Below are 18,799 nucleotides of genomic sequence, written 5' to 3'. Positions count from 1 at the left end.
TTATCCTTAAACTTAAATTTTCATCTTTTTAAATCGTCCACGGAGCGCGCATTGGCTGATTAATCAGTCGGTTTGCACCTTCGTCGTCGATGAACTCCAGTGTTTCAGGATCAAAATGAAGTGTTCGACCCAGGCGAACAGCAATTATTCCAAGGTTAACCAGGGTTGCCGAACGGAATCCGTTCATCTCGTTTAATGCGAATTTCTTACGCGTTTTCACCGATTCCGAGAAAATTCCGATTTGTGGTTCCGGTTCAGGAAGCGTTTTGATAAAACTTTGCAGGTTTGGAATATCTGATTTGAATCCCTGGTAGATTTTTCCGTTTGGACCTTCAATATAGGCTGCGTCTTTGTCGCGGTTTTCACCGTCAAGAATAATCTGGCAACCATCGGCATACGTGTAGGTAATTCTTCTCCAGCTACCTACTGCATCGTAGTGTTGCTGAGGTGCATCCACTTCAATTTTTACCGGGCTGGTATCGTCCTTGCCCAGCATGTACTGAACCGGATCGAGGTAATGTTGCCCCATATCGCCTAAGCCGCCGCCGTCGTAATCCCAGTATCCGCGGAAATTAGCGTGTACACGCAGGTGGTTGTAAGGTCTGTAGGGAGCCGGCCCGAGCCACATGTCGTAGTCGAGGTTCGATGGAACCGGTTCGGGAGCCAGGTTGTGTTCTCCACTCCAGAAGAATTTCCAGTTGTAGCCGGTAATTCCGCTAACGGTTACTTTTAACGGCCATCCCAGAATTCCGCTGTCGATTACTTTTTTCAATGGTTTCACATCGGTACCGAGGCCGTAGAAAGTGTCTTTGAAACGGAACCAGGTATTCAAACGGAACATCCGTCCGTGCGCATTTACGGCTTCCACTACTTTTTTGCCTTCACCAATGGTACGGGTCATTGGTTTTTCACACCAAATGTCTTTACCAGCCTTTGCAGCTTCAACCGCCATTAATCCGTGCCAGTGCGGAGGAGTGGCAATATGAACGATGTCGACTTCCGGAAGTTGGCAAACTTCCCTGAAATCGCTAAATTCTTTCACTTTGTAATCGATCAGGTTACGGGCCAGAGCCAGATGTTCGGTATCCACATCGCAGATAGCAACTACTTTTGTTCCTTCGTAAGGGATGTGTCCACGTCCCATACCTCCAACTCCGATGATCGCTTTAGTCAGCATATCCGAAGGAGCAAGAAATCCGTTTCCTCCAAGAACGTGGCGCGGGATAATCGTGAATCCGGCACCAGCCAGAAGAGCGCTTTTTAAGAATTTTCTCCTGTTTGTTGTTTGATTTTTACTCATATAGCTTTTTGGTATTAAAAAATTGCAAGAGGTAAAATAACTGCAATGATAATGGGGCGCAGGTTAAAATACAGGGTAATATTAGGGGTAACAAACAAAAAAAACAAACAAAAATGCGCTTAAAACGCAAGGTTTAGGGTGAAAGACGAAAGGAGCGCTTTTGTTTGGTATCGGATTAGGGCATGGCCAGCAAATCGGAAATTGTTTTGCCAAAAGGTTGCGCGTAGCATTGCTGGTAATACTTTTCAAAGTGCTCGAGCGATTCGTGTGCCTGTGTATTTTTTCCCAGCTGTAACAGCACTCTTATTTTTTGGCTGAGAATTATTTCATTCAGCGGATCAAAAATGAGTAAGGCGTGCGATAAACGAAGCACCGCCTCCGGATTACTCATAAAACCGGTATCTGAATAAAGCGGCAACAGGGTTTCGAGCAATTCATCCGATATTTTGCTTTTGAAATCATCGAGCCAAACGTCGTCCATGTAGGGAAGTATGTTTCCTTTTTCAATAATCAGCAGAATTTTATCCAGCAACTCGTAGCTAATTTCTGTGCCAACGGTTTGTTTGAATTGTTCGATCAGCATGAAATAGTCCGACAGGTCACATTCAACATCTTCATCGAAAGTGATCACCCATTTGCGGTTTTCGTATGCAATGTTAAGACCACTGTTCTGATCGGTAATTTCACGTATTCGCTGAACCTGGGTGCTGCGGTTGTTTTTGGCGCTTTCTGCCGGGTAGCCGGCCCAAAGGTGATTGGTCAGTTGTTTCGAGCTGACTCCGTTTTCGCGCAAGGTGGCAATCAAAACCAAAACAAAAAGTTGTTTTCGCCGGGTGGAAAAGCGCGAAGTTAAATCAATACCATCGCGGTTTATGATTTTGAATCCACCAAAAATCTGGATATAAGGTCCCGTGATTTTTGCGTTTGCTTTTTGTCGTATAATGGCTCTTTGTGGCTTGGCTGTCTGGGCTGATTTTCTTTTCGCCCTGACGATGTACCGAAGAATTAGAAATGTTACCATTAAAAGCACTACCGGCAAAGCCCATATCCAGGAGTAATTTGGTGCCCGTTCCTCTTTTAAAATATCCTGCGCATAGAATCGGGCGACTTCACTGTCGCTTAATGCGCGATTCCAAATAGTGAGATCGTCCATCATTCCCTTGAAAAATTCATCCCAAAGGTTGGTGCCGATTAAAAGCGAATATTCTGTAGAGCTGATATCAGCCGCATCGTCCACTCCTACCAGCTCTCCGTTTTTAAAGAAGCGAACGGTTTTCCCGACGGATATCACAAAGGTAATTTGTTGCCACTCGTTGATTTTTACTACAGCAGAGTCAATTAAATGGTCCTTAATTCCCGGAGAAGTAAAAAGCAGGTTTCCGTTTTTGAATTTCACCGAGAGCGCTTTCCCTTTGCCAATAATGCTTCGGTTTCCTTCAATATCGGTTGGTTTAATCCAGGCACTTACCGTAAAATTATCGTTCAACTCAATATCGGTGTCGTAGTCGATGTAATTGTCTTTCCCGTTAAACACAGCACACCAGCCGCGTAACGAGTCTTTTTTATATTCGATGTTGCTGTACGGAATTTCGGTATTGGTTGCAACAGCATTGTCAACATCCTGCTCAAAAGGGAGCCTTAAAACCATTCCATCTTTGAGGTCTTTGGGGCGGGCGTAAAATATTTTAGTGCTTTCTAAGGTGCTGGCGTTAAAAGTGAAAACATCGGGCGAAAAGTGAAAGCCATCTTTGTAAGGACTGAGTTCATTTTGCCGCGTATGGATTTTTCCAAACGATTCCATTTGAGGCATTTCTTTCCAGGTAATTCCCTCCAGCGGCTGGTCGTTATAAATTACATTGGCAGTAAACCATGTGTTTTTTGAAAAGGCCTTGTAATAAGTATCGAAAATTTCTTTGTGTTGGGTGACAAAGAAGTTGGGCAATTTCCCCGTGTATTGGTTAAAAACCTCCGGAACTTTTCCCGGATTTTGTTGGAGAGAATCAGGCAGGGTTTTCAGGTCAGGATCGAAGTGAAAAACGACGAAGTCGTTCTCCCGATTTCCCCCGAATCCGTCGGTAATTCCGTTCGGAAATCCGTCCCGTACTTCATAATGGCACACCCGTTCGTTGTACGAAAATGAGCTGTTGGTTGGCTCGGGGGTGAAAACAAAAAGACGTTTATCTTTAGTAATGCAATTCGCGAGGTTATCCGGCGAGTGTTCGCCGGGAGTAGCGATATAGCGATTAATCGTATGCTTATTCAGTGCATCTGCGAGTTTTGCAATTTCGCCGGGAACGATAAAAGTTAGGAGTTCGTTATTCTCCTTTTCCAGAAATTGTTCCGCTTCCATTAAAATTTTATCAAGGGGAGTTTCGGGTAGCAAAATAAAAGCGCGATACCCGTCCGACAAATCCTGTTGAATTGATCCGCTAATTTCCCGGGTTAAAAACACATGTTCGTCCAGGCTGCTTTTCCCTTTTACGAAGAACGGGAAAAACAGAAAAAACAACGCCCCTGATATGGCATAGAATATTTTCGACCTGTAAAAACATTGCATGCTAACAAAAATAGAAAAAAGACATTTAGTTAAGTGAGAAATGTGATGAATTTGAGTTTGATTTTAATGCTTGCAAAACGGATTGCGGGCTTTTGTCCAAGGACTGTTTTGTCTATCGATATAAAAAGCAAATGCAAAGTGTATGATAATAAAACAAAATAGTTGCGTTTTGATCATGTTCATTTATTTAAAAGTAATTTATATTTGAACTTTTGCAAGATATTGGGATAATTTGGAAAAGTATAGCGAAAAAGAGGTTCAAGAGTTGGTGCAGTCGCTCCGCAAAGGCGATGCAAATGCTTTTGACGCGCTTTTTGCTATTTACGGCAGCAGGTTATTTGGTTTTGTAAACGGATACCTTAAAATAAAAGAAGAAGCAGAAGAAGTGGTGCAGGAGGTATTTTTGACCGTATGGCGAACCAAGGAAAATCTTAAGCCCGAACTTTCTTTCAAAGCTTACCTTTTTAAAATTGCTTACCATCGGGTCCTCGAGCATTTCGAATACATTTCCAGGCAGCAGGAATATATACATCATATTGTAGAGGAGTCGGTGGAGTTTACCAACGACCTGGATGAACGATTGAACTACCAGATGCTACTCGAGAAAGTTGAATTGTGTATTGCGCAGCTTCCTTCCCGTCAGAGAGAGATTCTAATTAAGAAGCGAAAGGAGGGGTATTCGGTGAAGGAAATTGCAAAACAGTTGGCCATCTCTCCCAAAACGGTTGAAAACCATTTGAGTGAAGCTTTAAAAAAGCTGAAAAAGGAACTCGGTGTCGCGAATGTTTCAGCCATTTTAATGTTTGTTTTTGGTAAAAGCCTATAAAGGCAACAAAAGTTATGCGCAAAAAAAAATGTTGCATAAGCTATTTTTGTTTTCTTCCACATAGCCAGTGTTTTATAAGGATGAGTCTGCTGTTTTTTTTTCGGAGAATCGATTTTTTTTTAAGATCAGACTAGGGGATTTTTTAGCCTGAGCCCTATTCCTGTTTATAGAAAACGAAAAAAAGTGGATTTCAATCCTGAAATATTAAAACGCTACTTTAAAGGTACCTACTCGCGGAAAGACTATAAGAATATTAAGGCCGTGTGGGAGAGTGAGCCTTATCGTCCTATCTTAAAGAAACATCTTGAAGAGCATTGGGAGAATTATTTTGAAGAGCCGCAGTCGGAGCATAATGTAGATTACCTGCTCCATAGAATACACCGTCAAATAAAAGCAGAATCAAGCACCACCCGAAAAATAAGCTTTATGGGTGTTTTTCAGCGTGTGGCAGCCGTACTCATTGTGCCATTGGTACTTGCTTTTTTAACCGTACTTTATTTTCAAAGTAAGAAAGATTCGGTTAAATCGGCTTATGCCGAGATACAATGTCCGTTTGGTGTACGCACTAAGTTCGAGCTTCCCGACGGTTCTACGGGATTTCTGAACAGTGGTTCTACGCTTCGCTTTCCAACATCCTTTGCTGGTCAGCGAAATGTAACGGTTTCAGGAGAAGCTTATTTTAACGTCGTGCACGACGAAAAACAGCCGTTTGTGGTGCACACTCCAAATTTACAGGTAAAGGTTTTAGGAACCGAGTTCAACGTTATCGCATACAAAGACGACTCAAACGAAGAAGTCATTCTCAATAATGGCAAGGTGGACGTTTTGTCTCCCAAGGGAGAGCTTTATTGTTCTTTATTGCCTAATCAGGCGATGTCGTACAGTATCGAGAACCACTCTATACGACGCAATAATGTGGAAGCACAACAGTATATTGGGTGGACCGAGGGAAAATTAATATTCAGGCACGAAAACATGAAGCAGGTTGCGGAGCGTTTGGGACGCTGGTATAATGCTGAGGTTTTGATCGAGGATACTGAAATATTAGACTATGTATTTCGTGCAACATTTATTGATGAGCCTCTTGATGAGGTTTTGAAATTGCTAACGCTTACTGCTCCAATTACATTCCAGGAACAGTCGCGGGAAACTACGAATGACAATACCTACAAAAAAAGAAAGATAATCTTGAAACTGGATAAGAAAAGAGAGGCTGCATTTAAATAATACAAAAAAGCAAAAGAGTGCCGCAAACACTCTCTTGCAAACTTAAGCAGTGTGGTAATAATAAGTTTTTTAACTACTTAATGATTCAAATTTATGAAAAAAAAATGGATTCGGGACGCCATCCTAAATGGCGCCCAAACTAAAACGTGGAAAATCATGCGACTTAGTATCTTTTTTATGCTTTTGGGCATTACACAGGCGTTGGCGTTGTCGGCCTATGCTCAGCAAACCCGTTTAACGCTTAAGATGAATGACGCAAAAGTGTTGGACATTCTTGAAGAGATCGAAAACAGCAGTGAGTTCTATTTTCTGTTTAACCACAAAATGGTGAACGTTGAAAGGAAAGTAGATCTAAATGTGAAGGACAAGACGATTGAAAAGATACTTTTTGATCTTTTCTCCGGAACGGATGTCAATTACCTGGTAAAGGACAGGCAGATTATTCTGACCACTTTACACGATGGGAGTTTGACCGAAGAAGCTAAAGGAATAACCGGGAAAGTAACAGATCCTTCGGGATTTCCATTGCCGGGAGTAACAGTATTTGTAAAAGGAACTTCGCAGGGAACGGTTACCAGCCCTGATGGAATTTATACCCTTGCTAATATTCCGGATAATGCAGTGATTGTGTTTTCTTTTGTGGGGATGAAATCAAAAGACGTAATATATAGCGGGCAAACCGAGATCAATATTGTGTTGGAAGAAGAAACGATTGGTATCGATGAAGTGGTAGCGATTGGTTACGGTACACAAAAGAAAGTGAACATGACCGGTGCTATTTCTGCGGTAAAAATGGAAGAACTGGGTAATATTTCTACCACCAACGTATCGAATACTCTGGCTGGTAGGGCTCCGGGGGTTAACATTACCGGAAACTCAGGATTAATGGGATCGACTTCGGACATCCGGATTCGCGGTGGATTTGGAGAGCCGCTGTTTGTTATCGACGGTATTGTGCGCGACAAAGAAGCCTTTGATGCTCTGGAGGTAAATGAAATCGATCAGATGAGCTTTTTGAAAGATGCGGCTACTGCTTCGGTTTACGGTTCGCGTGCCGGTAACGGTGTTGTGCTGGTAATCACCAAAAGTGGTGTTAAACAAAAACCGGTATTCAATTACCAGGGATCTTATACGTTTATGACACCAACCATGGAGTTGATGTCGGATAAAACAACCGCTACCGATGAGCTGATTTATCAAAACCGCGTAGCCGAATTTCAGGGCCTCGAAAAGCCAAATGGCGACGAGGAGTTTGCCTATTTTAAAGATAAAAACTACAACGTAAACGATTATATCTGGCAAACACCATGGAACCAGAAACATTCGATGAGTGTATCTGGGGGTAGCGATAAGGTTACTTACTATGCGCTGGGTAGCTACATTGGCGAAGAAGGTTCGTACAAAAACCTGGAGAACGACAAGTTCAATTTGCGTTCGAATGTAACCGCTGAAATTACCAAGAGTATTAAAATGAACCTGAACCTTTCGGCCAATTTGCAAAACCAGAAGCGTTTTTACTGGCCGTTCTCGGGCGATGACGAGCAAACGGTGGGCGACCTTTACCGTTGTACCTTTAACTGGCCCAAAACCTATCCTTTCTACTTGTACGAAGACGGTACCCCGGCCAACGAAGTTACCGACTATCCGGTGCAAACACCAATGGGTAGCTGGCAGGCCTGGAACGTTATCGACCAGGTAATTGGCGATCGTTACATCAAAACACGCAAAAGAGAGGTGAATGCCATTCTTTCGTTCGATATCAACCTGGAGAAATTTATCCCGGGCTTGAGCACCAAAGTGCAGGGGAACTACATCAGCAACGATTACATGCGTAAGAAGTATTTAACTTACCAGCAAAACTATGTTTGGGCAGCTGCCACTCCCGATGAAAACCGTTTCATCCCTGCAGCACCCGATCCAAACAAAATGAACACTTTTACCTTCTCGCAAAACCAGGAGTTTCTGAGTTACGATGTAAAAACCTTATGGGCCGAACAGTTTAACTGGTTTTTAAACTACAACAACAGCTTTGGCAAACACGATATTGCCGGTACGGTAGTTTTTGAACAGGCTAAAAACGGTGGCGAAATTGTGTATGCAAAAGGGGAAGAGCCTTTAACGAATTACGATCAGATGTATGTATACTCAACCGATGCCGAAAGACGATATGGTGATGCTTATGAAATAACCGACGGACGCTTATCGTGGATTGGACGTTTTAACTATACCTACGATCAGAAATATATTGGCGAGTTTTCGTTCCGCTACGATGGTAACTCTCTTTTCCCTGAAGGAAGCAGAAGATGGGGATTTTTCCCTTCGGTTTCCGCAGGCTGGAGAATCAGCGAAGAGTCGTTTATGGATAACACATCCAGCTGGCTCGATAATTTAAAAATCAGGGCTTCGTATGGTACAACTGGTAACGACCTTGATGTTAACAATAATGCAATAAGCCCATTCTCTTACATGAGGGTTTATCAGTCGGCCAATTCATACATTTGGGGCGACAACTTAAACCTGGGAATCCAACCGGGGTCGACACCAAACCCATACCTTACCTGGGCCACTTCAACCACCTATAACGGAGGTATTGATTTTACGGTGCTGAACAACCGTTTATCCGGATCGCTCGAAGGTTTCTATAAAAAAGAAGAAGACATTCTTGGTTCGCGATTGGTTACCATTCCCAATACCTACGGACAGGATCTGGCTCCGGAGAACTATGCAGCCAGATCTTGGCGTGGTTTGGAATTTAACGTAATGTGGAGAGACAAAGCCTTTAACGGCGAACTCGACTACACGATTTACGCTAATATCGGTTTTTCGAAAGACCAGTGGGACGTATTGGATCAAACCGCTCTTTATTCGGAAGGTGGAAATCTGGAAGAATTCTCAGTCATTGGTGCTCCGCTTAACCGGATAACAGGCTACAAAACGCTTGGCATCATTCGCACACAGGAGCAACTTGATGAACTTTTGGCGACAGGATTAAAACAGTGGGGCCGCGATCCTTACCTTGGGGGTATGTATTTTGAAGACATCAGAGGTGATGGTTATTCTCCCGGTCCTGACGGAAAAATCGATGGCAACGACATTCAGATGTTGTCAGAAAACGGCGCTCCACGAATTAACTATGGTTTCGGAACCAGCCTTACCTGGAAAGGAATTTCGCTCGACATGCACTTTCAGGGAGTTGGCATGTACGATCGTTTGATTAGTAACCTTGGAGAAGGGAATGGAGGTATTCGCCAATACGGAGGAACTGTTAGACCTTATTATCCTATTTGGGCCGATGATGTTTGGACACCTGAAAACCCGGATGCAAAATATCCGCGCGTAATTGGAAAAAGCTGGTACGAATCGGGAACAGGAAACCAGTCGTTCTGGATCAGAAACGGTGCGTATTTACGTTTGAAGAACCTCAACGTTGGTTATGCCATTCCACAAAAATGGATTTCAGGCTTCAAAATCAGCTCTGCGAAGGTATTCTTTAACGGTACCAATCTGTTTGTGATCTCTGATATGACAGAATTCCACGATCCCGAACAGGATTGCTACGATTCTTATCCATTGATGAAGTCATTCACTTTTGGTGTTGATGTTAAATTCTAAAAAAACGAAGTAGAAATGAAAAAGTTAACATATATACTTACTGCAACAGTGATGCTGTTCTTTGCAAACAGCTGCAATACGCTCGATATTGAAAACATTAACAATTATAACGCCGACCTGGTTTGGGACGATGAGTCGTTGGTTGAGGCTTATATGGCTAACATTTATGCCGATGTTTTTGGCAACTGGAATTCGCAACTCGATGAGAAAACGCAACAGTTGGGAAGCATCCACTTTTATCAGGATATGGTAACGATTACCAATAGCTCTTACAAAGAGTGGGATTACGAAACCATTCGTTTGATTAATGAGGCAATTCTGGAAGTTGATAAGAGTACTTTAGAGCAGGATGTAAAAGACAATACCATGGGACAGGCCAAATTTTTGCGTGCCTATGTGTATTTTAACATGGTGAAATACCACGGTGGTGTTCCTTATATTAAAATTCCGCAAAACAAAGACACCGACGATTTGTATGTTAAGCGGAATACAACTGCAGAATGTTTTGATTTTATTATCCAGGATTTAGATGACGCCATTGGCCTGCTGCCCGAACAAATTGAAAAATCAGCTTCGGATTACGGTAAGATTGATGGATCTTTTGCCAGCGCTTTTAAAGCAAAAGTGTTGCTTTACAAAGCCTCTCCTCAGTTTAATCCGGGCAACCCATGGGATAACAGTTATTGGGACGATGCGTTTACTGCCAACCAAACAGCTTACAACAAGCTGAAAGATCTGGGATATGCTTTAACCGAAAATTACGAAGATATTTTTCTGGTAGAGCGTGGTCCCGAGGTAGTTTTTGCGGTAATTAATACTTACCCCAATAAAGTAACCAACTGGGATTACGGTGTGCGTCCTGGTTCAGAAAGCCGTGGTAACGCCTGGGCGGTGCCAACCTGGGAGTTTATTCAGGAGTTCCCGATGAAAGATGGTAAAGCTTATAACGACCCAACCGGGAAATACTACAAAACCGATGAAGCGTTTTTGCAAGGCTACTGGGAAAACCGCGATCCGCGTTTTGACAAATCGATTGTTTGGAATGCATCGACTTACGAAGTATCCAACAAAGCGGGTAACCGTCAGTACACTTCGCTGGGTATTGCCGATGTGTTGGACGATTTCGGAACCAACCCGGCCGCCAAAATCAACTCGACCAACCTCGATAGCTACAGCGGATTTTTTATCCGTAAAGGCAGCGACCTGTCGTTGTTGCAATCTGAAGTGCAGCAATACGATATCGATTTTATTGTAATGCGTTTTGCCGAAGTAATGTTGAACTATGCTGAAACGGCTAATGAAACCGGGAAATCGGATATTGCGCTGGGTATTTTGAAAGAAATTCGGGAGCGTGCCGGTATCGAGGCAGGCGACGATGGCAACTACGGTATTACAGCAGCTACGCGCGAAGAATTACGTGAAGCCATTATTGCAGAACGAAACATCGAATTCTGTTTCGAAGACATGCGTTTCTGGAACCTGCGTCGTTTGCGTATGCTCGATCGCCTGGATGGAAAAACCAAACACGGTGTTGAGGCCATTGCTATTAACGAAGATGGTAGCGAAATGCCTATTGGTGAGGCAAAAGTTAAGGCGGAAGAAAACGCACTTACCGAGGCTGATTTCAAATACATTGTACATCAGATTCCTTTTACCGGTGTAAAAGTTACTTCGGTACCCGAAAAGTATTACTTCTTCCCTATTCAGCAAGAGGTAATCGACTTGAACAGCAACATTGAACAGAACGTAGACTGGGGTGGAACTTTCTACCCCACGCTCAATTAAATTTAATACACTGAAAGACTGCATGGTTGCACTTGAAGCGGCCATGCAGTTCTTTTTTAATACAAATTATTATGACACGGTATTTTATTTCATTTTTATTTGCAGCTTGTGCCTGTAGCCTGCTGGTTTCCTGTAATTCATCTACTCAAAAGAGTTCTGCTGAAAAAGTAGAGATCACGGTAGAAAAAAGTGCTGATGAGTGGATCATGTTGTTTGATGGAACAAGCATCGACAAATGGAAGAAGTTTAAAGGCGAAGAAGTTACCGGCTGGAAAATCATCGATGGTGAATTACACAATTCAGGTGTTGGGTCAGATCACGGTGGCGACATTGTTACAAAAGACGAGTTTGAAAACTTCGAATTGTACGTAGAGTGGCGAATTGCACCCGAAAGCAACTCGGGAATTTTTTACCACGTTCAGGAAGCCAATGTGGATAAAATCTACGAATCGGGTCCGGAATACCAGTTGTTGGATGACAAAGGCTGGCCGACAAAACTAGACGATTCGCAGTACACCGGGGCAAACTACTCGATGCAGGCGCCGGTTGGAGCCGAAGTAAAACCTCTTGGCGAGTGGAACACAACACGCATCGTGGTAAATAACCCACATGTGGAACACTGGCTGAACGGTAAAAAAGTAGTGGAATACGAACTGTGGAGCGATGAATGGAAAGCACAAAAAGAAGCCGGAAAATGGAAGGATAAAGAATTCTATGGCGCGGCAAAAAAAGGTGGCATCGGTCTTCAGGACCACGGCGGCCTTACTGTTTTTCGCGTAATTAAAATTAAAGAGCTTTAGTCAAATAATTCCTCGCGGCTTGCCGCGGGGTTTTCTTATATTCTCCCCTGAATTTCAGGGGATATGTCATTTGTCACCAGAAGGATGACAGAGGGGTGAAATAAAGAAAATTCGGTTTTCGACCTTGTTTCCCGCTTTAATAAATGGCGTTGAATTTCCCGCTGATCACTGATTTTACTTCATCCATCGGAATTTCTTTACCCAGCTCCTGCTGAATCGATGTAACTGCCGACGACGCAAATCCACACGGATTGATGTAATTGTAGTAGCGCATGTCGGTATTGACATTCAGTGCGAAACCGTGCATGGTAACATAGCGGCTCACCCGCACGCCAATGGCGCAGATTTTCCGGGCGCGAACTTTATGGTCGGCCTGCAACCATACTCCCGTGGCTCCTTCTTTTCGTCCTCCTTCCAAACCGTATTCAGCAATGGTGGCAATAATGGCATCCTCCATTTTTTCGATGTATTCGCGTATACCGATTTTGTAAAATTCCAGATCGATAATCGGATAACCCACCAATTGTCCGGGACCATGATACGTAATGTCTCCACCACGGTTTATCTTAAAGTAGGTGGCTTCAATCTTTTTCAAAAATTCGGCATTGGCCATCATATTGGCTTCGTCGCCACTTTTGCCCAAGGTGTAAACGTGTGGGTGTTCCACCAGGATAAAATGATTTTCTGCCGTCGGATTCCCGGTACTTCTTTTGGTGTTTATAATTTCCTGAAGCTTCTCTTCCTGGTAATCCCAACAGGCTTTGTATTCTTTTAATCCAAGATCGGTGTAGTTAAAATTTGCCATTTTTTTGTTTTAGCTACTAGCTACTAGCCACGAGCTTCGAGTTTTATGAACTCGTTTACTCAATAACTCCTTTACTTTTTATTTGCTAAATGTTCTATTGTTAAATTGTAAAACTGTCAACTGCGACTGCATACTGATCACTTTCCTACGCATTTACATGCTCTTCCGCCCGGTACGAACTGCGCACCAAGGGCGAGCTTTCCACAAATTTAAACCCTTTGCGGATGCCAATGTTGCGGTATTCTGCAAATTTTTCGGGAGTAATGTATTCCACCACAGGCATGTGTTTGGTGGTGGGAGCGAGGTATTGCCCGATGGTCATCACTTTGGCTCCGGCTTCGAGTAAGTCGTCCATGGTTTGCAGAACTTCGTCGTGTGTTTCGCCCAGACCCAGCATAATGCCCGATTTGGCCACTTTATAGTTTTCGGCCACATAACGAATCACGTCGAGGCTGCGGCGGTATTTCGAAGCAAAGCGGATAAACGGTGTCAGTCGTTCGGTGGTTTCCAGGTTGTGCGAAATCACATCCGGCCCGGCATCAATTACTTGTTGTATTAATTCTGTTTTTCCCCTGAAATCCGGGATCAGCACCTCTATTTTGGTCTCCGGGTTTACGCGTTTTACCTCGCGAATGGTCTCGGCCCAGATTCCTGCGCCCTGATCTTCCAGGTCGTCGCGATCGACTGAAGTAATCACACAGTGTTTTACACCCATGATCCGCACCGATTCGGCCAGTTTTTTGGGTTCTTCCAGGTCGGGAGCCAGCGGTTTGCCACTGGGAACTGCACAAAACTTACACCTGCGGGTACAAATATTTCCGAGTATCATAAACGTTGCGGTGCCACGGTTCCAGCACTCCCCGATATTCGGACAATTCCCGCTGGTACAAATGGTGTGCAAGCCATGTGTATTGACAAGGTTCTTTACTTTCGAGTAGCTTTCCCCTTTTGGCATTTTCATCTTCATCCACTTGGGCAGTCGTTCCCTGCCGTTCAACTCATGTGCCATATTCAACAATTTTCAGCAAAGTTATCAGTTTAAAAATGAATACAGGACTTAAAACTCTCAAATACTAAATTTGTTCCGAAAAAAACACTTCTTCCTGTAACTGTGTTATTTTTGTGAGATAGCAAAAAAACGATGAAGTACCTTATATTCTCCTTTTTGATCCTTTTTAGCCTGAATACGGTTTTCGGACAAGAAAATAAAGTGTCTGAAATTCAGAGTAAATCGAGTTTGGGTATAAAATATTATAACGAAAAGGATTATGAAAAGGCGCTTCCATTGCTAAAGGACGTGTACGAGCTTACCCGGAACAGTACGTATTACCGGTATTATATAACCTGCATGATTGGACTGCAACGTTACGACGAGGCGATCCGGGAAATTCAGGATGAACTTAAAAAGCAAAAGCCGCCCCGGCCCGATTATTTGATTTACTGGGGGCAGGTTTTAAAAGCACAGGGACTGAAAGACGAAGCGACTGCCAAATACAGGGAGGCGATCGATAACGTTCAGCCCAACAAGGGGAGTTATTACCTCGTAGCCAATGCTTTTCTGGTGGATCAGGAATTTGAGCTGGCGCGCGATGTATACCAGAAAGCGGCTGAAGTAATGCCCGACGAAGATTTTAGTTACGAGCTGGCGCGCAGTTATTTGTATTTGCGCGACTATAACAACATGATGGAGGCCTACCTGAATTTGTTAAAAAAAGATCCAATGCACCTTTCGAGAATTCAAAGCAGTTTGTCGTCGGCCATGCGTTTGGATATCGACGACGGGCTTCGCGATCAGTTTAGGGAACAGGTTCTCCTTCGCATTCAAAGTGAACCCGATGTAATTGGCTACAACCGACTGTTGATCTGGTTTCTGTTGCAGGAACGGAAATTTGCCAGTGCCCTGCGCCAGTCGATTGCCATTGATCGGCGAACCGGTGAAGAAGATCAGCAAATTGCCATTTTAGGCGACATGGCTTTGCGAAACAAAGAGTATGCAGAGGCGAAAAAGGCGTATCAGTACTTGCTTGACAAAGGAGAGGAAACCAGCTATTATGCACAGGCTTTAATTCGTACCCTGAATGCTTCATTCCTGGAGTATGTCAACGATTTTCCGGAGGATTCGGTAAAAGGAAAAGAACTGGCTCAGCAATTTAATGAAGGGTTGGAATATTTGCATTTTGGCCCGGCTACGCTCGCTTTGGTGCGGGAATATGCGCATTTGGAAGCTTTTTACCTGAATGCTCCCGGGCAGGCTATCGAAGTTCTGGAAAAAGGGATCGCTGTTCCCGGATTAAAACCCGAACAAACCGGCGAGCTAAAGACTGAGCTGGCCGATGTTCACCTGTACAACAACGATCCGTGGGAAGCTATGTTGCTGTATTCGCAGGTGATCGACGAAAATAAAGCCAACAGCCTGGGCGACGAGGTGAAGCTGAAAAAAGCGCGTTTAGGTTATTATATGGGGAATTTTAAGTGGGCCAAAGCGCAGCTCGATGTGCTCAAGGCGAGTACTTCGAAACTGACTGCCAACGATGCCATGGAGCTTTCGATGATGATCGGGAACAACCTGAACCTGGATACCACGGCTGTCCCCTTGCAAATGTTTGCCCGTGCCGACCTGCTGTTTTTCCAGAACCGGAACGAACAGGCGATGGCGGTGCTCGATTCGCTGGAGGAACAATTCCCCTACAATTCGCTGGTGGATGACATCCTTTTCCGAAAGGCAAAACTCGAAATCGGCCATCAGAATTACACGCTGGCTGCCGAATACCTTCAAACCATTGTCAATGATTTTGGCTACGAATTGCTGGGTGACGATGCGATGTACCAGTTGGCTGAATTGTACAATTACGACCTGGATCAAAAAGAAAAAGCCAGGGATTTATATCGCAGTATGCTTAACTCCTACCCGGGCAGTGTTTATATAGAAGAATCGCGTGCTAAATACAGGGAGCTGCGCGAGGTGTATCCCGACAAAGAGGAGGGAGGCAAGGAACAATTGTTTCAGCGGGCCATTGAGAATACCGAGTTTTAAGGCATCTTTTTTTAGGAGAATCCGGCAATCACTAAAAATAAAAACACCTGTTAAAAGTGCGAAAAACAGCTTATTTCCCTTCGTAGTTTTAACAGGCGCTTAAAAATTATTGGGGGTGTGCAACGGCTACACGTATTGAATTGCGTATTTATTCAACTAAAGTCAGGATTGTTCTTCCCTTTAATCTTCCGCTGAGCATTAATTCAATTTTATGGGGTAAATCCTTTAGCTGAATTTCATTGCAGGTATATTCTAATTGTTTTGGCTTCCATTCATCGGCTAACTTATTCCATACTATTTCCCTGTATTTCATCGGATAGTTTTGCGAATCGATACCAATAAGCGTAACACCTCGAAGGATAAAGGGAAAGACGGTTAAATCCAACTTGGGAGATGCAACATTTCCGCAGCAAGTTACAACGCCTATCGAATGGGTTGATTTAATAATGTTTTCGAGAATGACACCTCCGACCGTATCTATTGCCCCCGCAAACAAAGGTTTCAACAAGGGTTTTTTATCAAAATTTTCGATCTCACTTCGCAATATTATTTCTTTTGCTCCCAGGTTCATTAAATAGTCTCTTTCCGTCTCCTTACCTGTTATTGCAACTACCGAATATCCTAACTTATTCAGTATAGCAACGCTTAATGCGCCTACGCCACCTGTTGCCCCCGACACCGCTATTTTTCCGTCTTCCGGTTTTATTAATTCCGTAAGTCTTAAAACGGATATTCCAGCTGTTAATCCTGCAGTGCCATAAATCATGGCCTCTTTCAGGGTCATTTTTTCGGGTAGTTTTACGGCCCATTCTGCCGGAACTTGAATGTACTCTGCAAATCCGCCGTCGGTATTCATCCCTAAATCATAACTGGTAACAATTACTTTATCACCCGTTTTAAATAATGCACTGTGCGATTCTTCTATTATACCTGCCGCGTCAATACCGGGCGTGTGCGGATAATTTTTGGTTACTCCTTTGTTTCCCGAAGCCGACAATGCATCTTTATAGTTCAAGGAACTGAATTGTACTCTTACTAAAATTTCATTATCGTTTAACCGATTAAAGGCCACTTCTTTAATAGAACCAACGAAATTCCCATCCTTCTCTTCCACTCTAAATGCCTTAAATGTAGAATTATTTTGTACCATCTTTTGTCTTTTAATTTATCTATTTTTGTACAAATGTCAGGATAAATAATTTGCTTGTCAATAACTTACAAAAGGTTTACATACGAACATTTATTGCTGTTTTTAGTATTTACAAGTCTTTGAGAGAAGAAAAAAAATGAAAAAAAGTTATTGCCCGATTGATACATTTATAAACGTGGTAAAAGGTAAACGAAAAGGAACCATCGTTCTTCACCTTTTTCAGGGAGACAAAAGGTATAGCGAATTAGTTAAACTCTTGCCTGATATTAGCGAACGCATGCTGACCAAACAGCTTAAAGAACTGGAATCTGACGGGTTAATCCGTCGAACGGTTTATCCGGAAGTTCCGCCAAAAGTGGAATACAGCTTAACGGATCTTGGTAAAGAAATTCATCCTATCCTAAAAGGAATGTACAAAGGAGGAATCCTTTTTGAAAAATCGATGGATGAATCTCATCTTTAAAATTAAGTGTTATTGCATCGATGTGATAGGGTTTTATAAACAACACAGCAGTCACTTGCAAGTTATCGTTGCGTCCCGATAGCTATCCAGACCTGAGAGCGTTCCGTGCGGTAGGACGGAGCGATGTTGCTAGAATCCAGCGAACGACACACCACGAACCCCGCAATGCAATTTACAATTTGTTGAACGCTTAATTGTTGCCAACCGTAATTTATTCATCATCAATCACTTTTTTGTTTCTGATAGCATGAACTTCATTTAATAATTCAATGTTCTTTTTGATGGATTTTATGTCCACATTTAGCATAAATTCTTTGTATCTATTGTATGTATAACCGATGTCGTTTTCTTTTAATTTCTTTTGAATTGCTTCAACTTTTTCATCGTCTTTGACAGAAAAGAAAAGTGCAGAAGTTGGTTTGATTCTCTTGCACAGCCAATAAGCATTTCGTCCGTCAATATTTATGCTAATATAACTTTGCGTATACCGTAGGTCAATTCTATCGTGTTTGCCTTTTAATGATTCATAAATTTCTTTTGCATTTAGATTTGTCCAGGGAGAGTCTGCGTTCCAAGTCGATTCATTTACTTGTTTTGTGTCTTCTTCATCTTCCTCGGGTTCTGTATAAATGTCAATGATTTTTGAAAAATTTAAAATTTTATCTCCGTTTACCTCCAATAAATCTGCTTGAATTGCAATCATTGGAATATTTAAACTCATTAATTGGATGACATTAAAATACCTTCTGTCAAATGATTCTGCTATCAATACACAGAAATGTTGTCTTTGAGGATATTTGCGTTTTTCGTTATCCCAGTACTCAATTGAGCGAATTATGTGTGAAGGATCTGTTTCACCAAGCATTACTTCCACTTCATACATTGAATTATCAGTGGGTTCTTTAAGCAGAATATCAAGTCTCCCACCACTTGATTGTTTTTTTTCTTTGTTTACCGCAACTAAATCTCCAAGTCCAATAATTTTTGGGTTTTCATAAATAATGTCTTGAAGCCAATATTCGTCTTTTCCTGCATTTCTGATGAATATCTTTTTCCCAATTTTAATTTCACTTTCCATTTTTGTTGTTTTTCGGTTTTATTATGGTTGGTAACTAGTGTGAATCATCCTCGTTGTTATTTCTCTTTTATCGTTTTAAAAAGTGTTGTCATACACCCAAATGGGCATGTAAATGACACTTTTTATGTTTTACTAATTTCTCTCTGTTTTTATGTGGTAAAG

Annotated in this window: 13 protein-coding genes; 7 read left to right on the top strand and 6 right to left on the bottom strand. The window is 42.6% G+C overall.

Annotated features, from left to right (window positions below; genetic code table 11):
- Positions 1–28: 28 nt before the first annotated feature.
- Positions 29–1,300 carry a Gfo/Idh/MocA family oxidoreductase gene (locus tag MR764_RS15460; RefSeq protein ID WP_247980344.1) on the bottom strand — a complete coding sequence of 424 codons (1,272 nt, stop codon included), beginning with the start codon at positions 1,298–1,300 and terminating at the stop codon, positions 29–31.
- Between the two features lie 175 nt (positions 1,301–1,475).
- Complete coding sequence (locus tag MR764_RS15455) at positions 1,476–3,857, bottom strand: LamG-like jellyroll fold domain-containing protein (RefSeq protein WP_247980343.1); 2,382 nt, start codon at positions 3,855–3,857, stop codon at positions 1,476–1,478.
- Positions 3,858–4,089: 232 nt separating this feature from the next.
- On the opposite strand from MR764_RS15455, the gene MR764_RS15450 reads away from it, so the two are divergent.
- The 5 genes from MR764_RS15450 to MR764_RS15430 all read left to right on the top strand — a co-directional run bounded on the left by MR764_RS15450 (position 4,090) and on the right by MR764_RS15430 (position 12,107).
- Positions 4,090–4,683 carry an RNA polymerase sigma-70 factor gene (locus MR764_RS15450; RefSeq protein WP_247980342.1) on the top strand — a complete coding sequence of 198 codons (594 nt, stop codon included), beginning with the start codon at positions 4,090–4,092 and terminating at the stop codon, positions 4,681–4,683.
- A gap of 183 nt (positions 4,684–4,866) precedes the next feature.
- Positions 4,867–5,910, top strand: a complete 1,044-nt coding sequence (locus MR764_RS15445; RefSeq protein ID WP_247980341.1) for a FecR domain-containing protein — start codon at positions 4,867–4,869, stop codon at positions 5,908–5,910.
- Between the two features lie 93 nt (positions 5,911–6,003).
- Positions 6,004–9,522: a TonB-dependent receptor gene (locus tag MR764_RS15440; protein ID WP_247980340.1), complete on the top strand. Its 3,519-nt coding sequence runs from the start codon at positions 6,004–6,006 to the stop codon at positions 9,520–9,522.
- 15 nt (positions 9,523–9,537) lie between these two features.
- Positions 9,538–11,307 carry a RagB/SusD family nutrient uptake outer membrane protein gene (locus tag MR764_RS15435; RefSeq protein WP_247980339.1) on the top strand — a complete coding sequence of 590 codons (1,770 nt, stop codon included), beginning with the start codon at positions 9,538–9,540 and terminating at the stop codon, positions 11,305–11,307.
- 71 nt (positions 11,308–11,378) lie between these two features.
- Entirely contained in the window at positions 11,379–12,107 is a 729-nt protein-coding gene (locus tag MR764_RS15430; protein WP_247980338.1) for a DUF1080 domain-containing protein, read from the top strand.
- A 136-nt stretch (positions 12,108–12,243) separates the two neighbouring features.
- Here the strand turns inward: MR764_RS15430 and lipB are convergent, their stop codons facing one another.
- Positions 12,244–12,912, bottom strand: a complete 669-nt coding sequence (gene lipB, locus MR764_RS15425) for a lipoyl(octanoyl) transferase LipB (protein ID WP_247980337.1) — start codon at positions 12,910–12,912, stop codon at positions 12,244–12,246.
- Between the two features lie 145 nt (positions 12,913–13,057).
- A complete protein-coding gene (gene lipA, locus MR764_RS15420) occupies positions 13,058–13,921 on the bottom strand; it encodes a lipoyl synthase (protein WP_247980336.1) in 864 nt (287 codons plus the stop codon).
- A gap of 132 nt (positions 13,922–14,053) precedes the next feature.
- On the opposite strand from lipA, the gene MR764_RS15415 reads away from it, so the two are divergent.
- Complete coding sequence (locus tag MR764_RS15415) at positions 14,054–15,946, top strand: tetratricopeptide repeat protein (RefSeq protein WP_247980335.1); 1,893 nt, start codon at positions 14,054–14,056, stop codon at positions 15,944–15,946.
- 148 nt (positions 15,947–16,094) lie between these two features.
- On the opposite strand, the gene MR764_RS15410 is transcribed toward MR764_RS15415, so the two are convergent.
- Positions 16,095–17,096, bottom strand: coding sequence for a YhdH/YhfP family quinone oxidoreductase (locus MR764_RS15410; protein ID WP_247980334.1), 1,002 nt, complete (start codon positions 17,094–17,096; stop codon positions 16,095–16,097).
- 136 nt (positions 17,097–17,232) lie between these two features.
- On the opposite strand from MR764_RS15410, the gene MR764_RS15405 reads away from it, so the two are divergent.
- Entirely contained in the window at positions 17,233–17,559 is a 327-nt protein-coding gene (locus MR764_RS15405) for a helix-turn-helix domain-containing protein (protein WP_119436632.1), read from the top strand.
- A gap of 211 nt (positions 17,560–17,770) precedes the next feature.
- Here the strand turns inward: MR764_RS15405 and MR764_RS15400 are convergent, their stop codons facing one another.
- Entirely contained in the window at positions 17,771–18,637 is an 867-nt protein-coding gene (locus MR764_RS15400; RefSeq protein WP_247980333.1) for a hypothetical protein, read from the bottom strand.
- Between the last annotated feature and the right edge of the window lie 162 nt (positions 18,638–18,799).

This window comes from Maribellus sp. YY47, assembly GCF_023111095.1.
GTDB lineage: Bacteria > Bacteroidota > Bacteroidia > Bacteroidales > Prolixibacteraceae > Draconibacterium.
This window is presented reverse-complemented; position numbering and strand designations above follow the sequence as displayed.